The organism is uncultured Methanobrevibacter sp., from assembly GCF_900316895.1.
GTDB lineage: Archaea > Methanobacteriota > Methanobacteria > Methanobacteriales > Methanobacteriaceae > Methanocatella.
In genome coordinates this window covers 1-7,464 of the sequence record NZ_ONER01000072.1, presented here as the reverse complement: position 1 = coordinate 7,464, position 7,464 = coordinate 1, and the positions used below count along the sequence as shown (strand labels likewise).

Here is a 7,464-nt window from a genome sequence, read left to right as displayed (position 1 = left end):
AATTATATAAACAAAGTGAGAGAGCATTTGAAAAGTAATTATTCAAAAAATATTGATTGAAAAAAATGACTCTGTGTCTTTTTTGTGAAATTCATCTCCGACCTAAAAGAGGTCGGAGTATTCTTTCACTAATTTGATAAAAATCGTATTGGCCGTCGGGGTCGTTTCCCTTTGTTATGAGTAACGTATAGGTTCTCTTCTCTGCCATGAAATCACTCCCGGTCTTATCCTCCATAGATGATTTGAACCAGTCTTATCTCATCGCCGTCGTTTATCCTTGTCTCTTCAATGGCCAGTTCGCCGTTTTGCTTTGCCACCACTGTCTGTGCGGATAGGCCAAGCTCTTTTATCAAATCGCTTATGGTGTATTCTTCTCCGTTCAGTTGCCTTTCTTCATCGATGTCCTTAAACTTAAGATTGAAACTCATGATATCACTTCATTCGGGGGTTTTCATTTAATGTTTCCCTAAAAAATTAACAATTGTTATATTATTTTTTGCAGATATAAGTCTTTCGATGAGGATGTTTTTCAATTAAAAAAAGAATAGTTTGTTAGGTAAAATCACTTACCTAACAATAAATGTTTAAATCTATTTTCCGACAATTTCTTCAATTACTTTTGCATCAGGTGCATCAACTTGTACAAACTGATCATTGTCTGAGTAAATGAAGATGAAACGTCCGTCTTTTTCTTGATAGAGACCTTCTTTACCAGTAATGTTTTTCATTACTGATCCACCTTGAGGAGTTAAGGTAATTTCAGTATCTGGGAAGAAAGTATCGACGGTGATGTTTTTGTCGCCGTTTACCATTACCACACGGTTGTATTCACAATCAATACCAAAGAGTTGGGTTGTTGCGTTTTCGATGGTTTGAGCTGCATCGATTTGATATCCGTCTGGCAAGTTGATTTGGCTTGCTTCAGCAGCAACTATTCCTACAGATGCGACTGCAGCAATTAATAATAAACAGGCTAATATTTTTTTATTCATGTTTTTTTCACCTAAATTTTTTAACAATTATTTATAATTGCTAATATTACTATTTGTTTGTTTGATATTTAATAATTTGCCTTTGAAATGCACTCTTTCAAAAGTTTTTTTTAAAAGCGTTTTCAATTTTAGGAAATGTTATATAACAAATTAATGAAATATATGTAGTAAAGAAATTAGGGTATAATATGAATTTCAAGAAAATATTCCTGTTGGCATGCTTCATTGTTTGTCTGTCCGGTGCGACAATATGTGCAGGTGAGGCTGATTTTGATTCAGATTTCAATGAATCACATTTTCAATGCTGTTCATTTGCCATTCAGGAAAAAAATGAAACTGTTTTTGCTTTCAGACAAGATGCCGAACTCGGTGAAGACGGGGTGCTTATACATAATGATAACCTGAATGATGAGGAAATTATTGTACAGGAGATAGATGATCCTGATTTTCATTTCATTCATGCAATGATTACAGAAGACGGATGGATTGCAAGCCATGGTGGAGACTCTTCAAATGACACTGAAACCAGGGATATGGAGAATATTGCCTGTGAAATGCTTTCCTCTAAAAATATTTCATCAGATTCCCTCAAAAAGATTCAAAAAATCTTTAAAAATTACGGTTATGGCCATTTCTTCATCAAGGCCCCTGATGGAAGATACGGTGTGGTATATAATGAAACCGTCTTGATGGGTAATTTAAGCCCCGGCGATTTTTTAGTTGTTCCGAATGAGTATTACGGCTTTAGCACAGGAAACTATACTGATTATGCAAAAGATCCTGTTGATGCTGTCGTTAAAATCTGTTCCTATGAGAAATCAGGTACAAATAGGCGTAATCTTTATTCCTATGATTATAAGCTGCAGGACACTGATGATGGGAAAAAATATGGTGTAAATATTTATGTGACTAATGACAACGGCCATAATGTCGGTTTGAACACTTCAGAAATTGTTACCTATTTCTATTTCAATAATGAGTACTATCCGCCGTCAGAAATTCCCGAAAACCCTGACAAGCTGCATGTTGGAGATTACATTTTTGAAAATCAGTCCCTCTTTTCAGTCATCAGGGATAAAATCTTTAACACCTCTTAAAATGAGCGATATTGAAAAATAGGAAAAATATTGGGGGAGATGAAAATCTCCCGAATCGGATTTATGGAAAAAATTATTATTTTTAGAATGCAATTGCTTCGACATTGTTGTCTTTGTTGAAGTCAGTTAATGTCTTAATCAATTTGGATGAGTCCATGCTGCTGGAATCTTTTGCCCAGGCGACTACAACGTATTCTTCACCGCCGGCTTTGACAACTTCTGAAACGCCATGGGTTGCATGTTCTGTGTCATTGAAGTTTGCGATGTGGTCTGAACCTACATCAAGCTGCAGGTCATCGTCAGGGACAATGTATTCTCTTCCGTCATGGTGGATAATACCTTCTAAAATGTCGTCGTTGTCGATATCGTCGTATACGTCGTCATTTACGTTTTTGTAAATTGAAATTCCAGAGTCTTTGTCGTTGTTTGCATATACTGAGTAGTACTCGCCGTTGTATACGCCTTTGTATGAGTCGTTTATCTTAAAGTCGTTCACGCTTGTAGCGCAGACTCCTCCAATGAGGAGTGAAGTAACGATTAATGCGAAAATTATTTTCTTTACATCCATAGTATCACCTTTTTTTGGGACTGTGAGAGAAATGTTGAGTTTTACTCTTTAAAGTTCTATTAATGTATATGAAACAGACCATATATAAAGGTTTTCGCAAGCAAGTGGTCACTTGCATTGTTTTTTTATTAAAAAAAGAAGAAAAAGGGTTTATTTATAAAAATAAATGTTTTAATGTTAGATTATCTCTGATAACATGGTTTGCAATCATTTTGATTTCCAGTGCAAATCTGCCTTGAATGTTTTCTGTGCGAAAATGGCAAAATTTAAACTTCAGTAATGTATATAATTTAATTTAAAGGTGTTATTATGACAGAAACAGACAACACGAAATTAACAGAATTACTGAAAGTTAAGGTTGAAACAGCTAGTGATGAGCACTTAAAAATACTAACCGAGGAATTGAGGAAATCACAGCTTCTCATGCCTATTGAAATCACTTCAAACTTTGAAATTGATGAAAACATGAAAGTTGGGGATGTAGGTGAGTTCGAAGAGCCGCTGCGCTTTAAGCCGATAAGTTTGACTGATGATTTCGGCAATAATCTGATTCCATTGTTCAGTGAGGAATCTGAAATCAAGGGTCAGGTTTCAGTAATGGGAATGTACACTCAGGATTTGGCTGATTCCTTTGCAAGTGGTCATGATAAATCCGTTGACGGTGTTGTTTTCAATCCGTTCGGAGAAAATCCTATAATGCTTCCAATGGAAACATTCATAGGAATGTTTAAAAGATAAATTTTCAAAGAGTATGTGGATTGCTTCTGAATATATTCAGAGCATGTTGTCAATTACAGACTCTCCAAGTTCCCTTGAGCTGTCGCTTATAACCGCAAATATGATTCTGAGTGGGTAGTCAGGATTGTCATTTAAAAAATCAAGACATGCTCTGATTGCCACCTGCCATGCCTCATCTTTCGGATATCCGTAAATTCCTGATGAAATTACCGGAAAACCGATTGAGCTGCAGTCATGTTCCTTTGCTAATGTTAATGATTGGGTGTATGCGCTGTAGAGCAGCTCCTCCTCGTTGTCATCTCCGCCTCTCCAGATCGGCCCGACGGCGTGGATGATGTATTTTGCCTTGAGATTGAAAGCTGGGGTTATTACGGCACTGCCTGTTGGGCATCCTCCGATTTTATCGCATGCTTTTGTGAGCTCATGTGAACCTGCCTCGCTGAAAATCGCTCCGCACACTCCGCCTCCTTCCAGAAGCTGGCTGTTTGCCGCATTCACGACAGCATCAACATCCAAATCTGTTATTCCTTTTTGTTGTATTTCAATTGTGCCTTTCATTTTAATCATTTCCATTTAAATAAAGTCGCTTTTTGGTCTTGCCTCGATGCCTAATTTCTTATACATTCTTCTGGTTGCAGGATTGGATTCAATTGCCAGATATTTATCTGTATCATCGCCATGTTGTGGTATAACCTCATTTTCCATCCAATACTTTTTAATTTGTGGTGGTTGGCCTCCAAAGTTCCAATAAGATTCATCAGGTTCAAAACCAGTTTTTTCCTTAATGTCTCTTAATATTTTATAGGATCTTTTATAAGGACTTGCAGTTATTAAAATAACGTAATTGTCCTTGATTAATTCAATCAGATTTTTTTCATATTCCTGTGACTTGATTTTCTTCTCAAGAGGATAGTTCCAAATCTCTTTGGAGTTGGCTATTAATGTGTAATTCAAATCCAGAAGGATTATCTTATCTTTAGCTATTTCTAATTTGTCTTCACGTGATTGTTCCTCTTCATCTTCAGGTTCTGATAGTTTAATTCCACAATGGTAACAGAATTCATTATTTTTGTAGTTGATTGTGCCGCATACTTGACAGGAGTTCAATTCCAAAACAATAGGTGCATGATCTGAACCTAATTGGTCTTTTAGGATATATGAATCATTTAATGTATTTTCAAAACTTTGGGAAACAATGAAATAATCAAATCTATACCCATTATTTTTTGCCCGCGCATCCCATGCATAGGGCCACCAAGTAAAGTTATCTCCCTGGTCATTAAATTTACGGAATGCATCTAAATATTTTGTTGATAACAATTCATTAAACCAGGCTGCCTCTTCTGGCATGAATCCGGATTTGTTCTTGATATTTTTGATGTTTTTTGCATCAAGTTCAGTCGATATTCTATTGAAATCTCCACAGAATATTACAGGTTTATTTGATTTTTTAATGTATTCTGTGAATTTATCATAAAAATTGGTCTTATGGACATATTCTTCATTCCCTCCAGCACCTGAAGGCGCATACATGTTAAATAAATTGAAATTTTCAAACTCAAGTTTAATAACTCTCCCTTCATCATCAAATTCCTTAATGCCTAATCCTTTTTTAACTGAAAGGGGTTTTATTTTTGTATAAATGGCAGTGCCACTATAGTTTACACCTTTTTGTGATGGGAATAAATATGAGTAATAATTTTCAACATCTGGTATTTTTGCACTTTTAACTTCTTGAAGACATAAAATATCTGGTTTTTCAGTAAATATTTCCTCAAAATGACCTGTCTTTATCAAAGATTTGATTCCATTAACATTCCATGAGATAATTTTCATTTAATCACCTTGAATATAATTATATTAATCACATCATATATACTGTTTATATGAAGTTATTAATCTAGCATAATTCCTAATTGAAAACTAGATTTTGATTAATAGTGAAGTGGTGAAGCAATGAATAAAAAAGAGAAAATTGCAATTATTGTCTTATTGCTGATTATTATAATATTGATTGGTTCAATTTGTCTTTTAATGAATGGCGATACAAATAATAAGAATAATCAGACAACTCAAATTAACAATACTACAAACACAACTACAGAAGTAATTAATGCAACATTGGCGGATAATAGTGAAGATACCTCTACTCAATCCAGTTCTTCTGATGAAAGTGAACCGGAATATGGTTCTGATGATTATGTTGATAAATGGGATGAATCACAAAAAACAGATACTGACTGGGCATATCTGCATGACCAGCCGGTAAAAACAGAAAATGGTCATGAATACAAAAGGATGTATGACCCTGACACTCAGGAGGGTTATTGGTATCAGATGGACCAAGAATATGATGAAGATGAATATTTTAATAATAAATAATGAGATTTTTTTCGTATAATTGGAATAATTAATTGTTCTATTTTAGATTGATTGTTTTTCATTTAAATTTTTATACACATATTAAACATAACTTTATATACAAGTTTAAACAAATATATAAGTAGAGACTGAAAACTTGTCTCACCAAAATATTAATTTCTGAAAATTTTTACTACAGTGTTGGAATTTCAATTTTTCAATTGAACAATAGGGCTTGAACAATCACCTTACCGAAAGCCCGGAACCGTTGCCGTTGAACTTTACACAAAAGCTATTTTTTAAAAAGGTAAAATCAAAATGAATGATAAACTTGTTGCACACATTAAAAGAAAGCTATTCGAAAAGGACGAAGTTTTAGACCATTTCGATGTACCGACCGACGAACAGATTGAATATTTCATGCTGACAACCTTTGAGGTTGTAGAAAACGAATGCGTGAAATGCTTCTTCTGCAAGAACTACAGGAGGTTTTCATTCGGCTCAATGTGCCGTATAAAGCCAGACACCAGGGACAACTGCTTCCATTTAACCCTTGACATCCAAAAGATACTCAAAAAGAAATACTACCGTATCCTGATAACCATCGATGAATGCACAAGGGGAAAGCACATCACCAATGACCGTACACTTTCGACTAAAGCCCAGAAGAACATGATTTATGAAAGCATCCGTCTGTATGAGATGATTCAGACATATAAGGAAGTGAACCATGAGCATTAAAATCAACGAGCCCTATGAGGGCTACAGCAAGTACAGCGAATACATGATTCTGCTCACTAAAATGAGTGATGAGGAGCTGATGGAGGAGTATGAGCGTTTGACTAAATTCTCAATGACCGATGAGGAGATGGTCAAGAAAAGCATTCTTGTGGACTTCATTGTAAGGTTTGACAAGGAGTATCTGATGAAATAATCTATTTTTTTCATGAACTGCCAACAGTTTCAATAACATGATTCGGCATTTCAAAAATCATAAAGTATCATAATTATGATAGTTAGGTTAATTTATTTTATAGTTTGACCTATCAAGTATTAGAATAATTAATCATTTCTTCAATTTAAATGATACCTTTATATATGAAGTAAAACAAATATAATATTAGACAACAGGTAAACCGAAAAAGTGTCTCAACCATCAAAGAGGAAAATGTCATGTCTGAGAAAAATATGAATAGCCAAAAAGAGAAATTGCCTTTTGCAAAAAACGAAGTCTACCGTCTGATGAAAGAGAACCTTGACTCCGACAAGATGATCAAGGACCAGGTAAAGGTCGAGATGAACAGGTTTCTGTACAGCATCCTTGTAAATGTGTGCAGACAGCTCAACGAGTACCCATACACCACTGTTGATTATGAGATGCTCAAGGAATGCATCTACCCCTACACCAACATCGAAAGAATCAATGAGGAAAAGCAGAGGATTCTGATGCATCTTGATGCCATAAAGGCCGACTGCGATGCCCTGGCCATGGATGTCGAAAGGAGCCTTAAGCTTAAAGACACTGTTGAAAAGGATCCATTTGCCGATTTCACAATCGATGGTGACGGCCAATAGGATGTGATTAATATGCCGATATGTCCGAACTGCGGGTCATACGTTTCGGAGGGAAGCCCGGTATGCAGCTGCGGAACAACCTTAAGATACCGCTCCCGATATGAGGAAAAAGAAGAGAATCCCGAAGAAACCC

The 7,464-nt window shown here is 35.5% G+C and carries 11 protein-coding genes; 6 read left to right on the top strand and 5 right to left on the bottom strand.

Going from position 1 to position 7,464, the window contains the following annotated elements; translation table 11 throughout:
* Window positions 1-224: 224 nt before the first annotated feature.
* Entirely contained in the window at window positions 225-428 is a 204-nt protein-coding gene (locus QZN27_RS07695) for a MoaD/ThiS family protein (protein WP_296785980.1), read from the bottom strand.
* A 162-nt stretch (window positions 429-590) separates the two neighbouring features.
* The gene (locus QZN27_RS07690) at window positions 591-992 is read right to left on the bottom strand and encodes a hypothetical protein (RefSeq protein WP_296785977.1); all 402 of its coding nucleotides are present in this window, start codon (window positions 990-992) and stop codon (window positions 591-593) included.
* Between the two features lie 188 nt (window positions 993-1,180).
* Between QZN27_RS07690 and QZN27_RS07685 the strand changes: the two genes are divergently transcribed.
* Window positions 1,181-2,089 (top strand): hypothetical protein, encoded by a 909-nt coding sequence (locus QZN27_RS07685; protein ID WP_296785974.1) that lies wholly within the window; start codon window positions 1,181-1,183, stop codon window positions 2,087-2,089.
* An 82-nt stretch (window positions 2,090-2,171) separates the two neighbouring features.
* On the opposite strand, the gene QZN27_RS07680 is transcribed toward QZN27_RS07685, so the two are convergent.
* Window positions 2,172-2,657, bottom strand: coding sequence for a hypothetical protein (locus QZN27_RS07680; RefSeq protein WP_296785972.1), 486 nt, complete (start codon window positions 2,655-2,657; stop codon window positions 2,172-2,174).
* Window positions 2,658-2,966: 309 nt separating this feature from the next.
* On the opposite strand from QZN27_RS07680, the gene QZN27_RS07675 reads away from it, so the two are divergent.
* Window positions 2,967-3,395: an SseB family protein gene (locus tag QZN27_RS07675; protein ID WP_296785966.1), complete on the top strand. Its 429-nt coding sequence runs from the start codon at window positions 2,967-2,969 to the stop codon at window positions 3,393-3,395.
* Between the two features lie 36 nt (window positions 3,396-3,431).
* Here the strand turns inward: QZN27_RS07675 and QZN27_RS07670 are convergent, their stop codons facing one another.
* Both QZN27_RS07670 and QZN27_RS07665 read right to left on the bottom strand, forming a co-directional pair.
* Window positions 3,432-3,953 carry a macro domain-containing protein gene (locus QZN27_RS07670; RefSeq protein ID WP_296785964.1) on the bottom strand — a complete coding sequence of 174 codons (522 nt, stop codon included), beginning with the start codon at window positions 3,951-3,953 and terminating at the stop codon, window positions 3,432-3,434.
* A 15-nt stretch (window positions 3,954-3,968) separates the two neighbouring features.
* Window positions 3,969-5,231 (bottom strand): exodeoxyribonuclease III, encoded by a 1,263-nt coding sequence (locus QZN27_RS07665; protein WP_296785962.1) that lies wholly within the window; start codon window positions 5,229-5,231, stop codon window positions 3,969-3,971.
* 120 nt (window positions 5,232-5,351) lie between these two features.
* Here QZN27_RS07665 and QZN27_RS07660 point away from each other — a divergent pair, with 120 nt between their 5' ends.
* From QZN27_RS07660 to QZN27_RS07645, 4 genes are all read left to right on the top strand, one after another.
* A complete protein-coding gene (locus QZN27_RS07660; RefSeq protein WP_296785960.1) occupies window positions 5,352-5,777 on the top strand; it encodes a hypothetical protein in 426 nt (141 codons plus the stop codon).
* 297 nt (window positions 5,778-6,074) lie between these two features.
* A complete protein-coding gene (locus QZN27_RS07655; RefSeq protein WP_296785958.1) occupies window positions 6,075-6,497 on the top strand; it encodes a hypothetical protein in 423 nt (140 codons plus the stop codon).
* On the top strand, window positions 6,487-6,690 hold the full coding sequence (locus QZN27_RS07650) for a hypothetical protein (RefSeq protein ID WP_296785957.1): 204 nt from the start codon (window positions 6,487-6,489) through the stop codon (window positions 6,688-6,690). The genes QZN27_RS07655 and QZN27_RS07650 overlap by 11 nt, the downstream gene beginning before the upstream one ends.
* 239 nt (window positions 6,691-6,929) lie before the next feature.
* Window positions 6,930-7,331 carry a hypothetical protein gene (locus tag QZN27_RS07645; RefSeq protein ID WP_394346860.1) on the top strand — a complete coding sequence of 134 codons (402 nt, stop codon included), beginning with the start codon at window positions 6,930-6,932 and terminating at the stop codon, window positions 7,329-7,331.
* Window positions 7,332-7,464: the final 133 nt, after the last annotated feature.

Excerpts from the sequence above, each read along its gene's own strand:
- QZN27_RS07695 (WP_296785980.1), bottom strand. The coding sequence starts at position 428 with ATGAGTTTCAATCTTAAGTTTAAGGACATCGATGAAGAAAGGCAACTG.
- QZN27_RS07690 (WP_296785977.1), bottom strand. The coding sequence starts at position 992 with ATGAATAAAAAAATATTAGCCTGTTTATTATTAATTGCTGCAGTCGCA.
- QZN27_RS07685 (WP_296785974.1), top strand. The coding sequence starts at position 1,181 with ATGAATTTCAAGAAAATATTCCTGTTGGCATGCTTCATTGTTTGTCTG.
- QZN27_RS07680 (WP_296785972.1), bottom strand. The coding sequence starts at position 2,657 with ATGGATGTAAAGAAAATAATTTTCGCATTAATCGTTACTTCACTCCTC.
- QZN27_RS07675 (WP_296785966.1), top strand. The coding sequence starts at position 2,967 with ATGACAGAAACAGACAACACGAAATTAACAGAATTACTGAAAGTTAAG.
- QZN27_RS07670 (WP_296785964.1), bottom strand. The coding sequence starts at position 3,953 with ATGAAAGGCACAATTGAAATACAACAAAAAGGAATAACAGATTTGGAT.
- QZN27_RS07665 (WP_296785962.1), bottom strand. The coding sequence starts at position 5,231 with ATGAAAATTATCTCATGGAATGTTAATGGAATCAAATCTTTGATAAAG.
- QZN27_RS07660 (WP_296785960.1), top strand. The coding sequence starts at position 5,352 with ATGAATAAAAAAGAGAAAATTGCAATTATTGTCTTATTGCTGATTATT.
- QZN27_RS07655 (WP_296785958.1), top strand. The coding sequence starts at position 6,075 with ATGAATGATAAACTTGTTGCACACATTAAAAGAAAGCTATTCGAAAAG.
- QZN27_RS07650 (WP_296785957.1), top strand. The coding sequence starts at position 6,487 with ATGAGCATTAAAATCAACGAGCCCTATGAGGGCTACAGCAAGTACAGC.
- QZN27_RS07645 (WP_394346860.1), top strand. The coding sequence starts at position 6,930 with ATGTCTGAGAAAAATATGAATAGCCAAAAAGAGAAATTGCCTTTTGCA.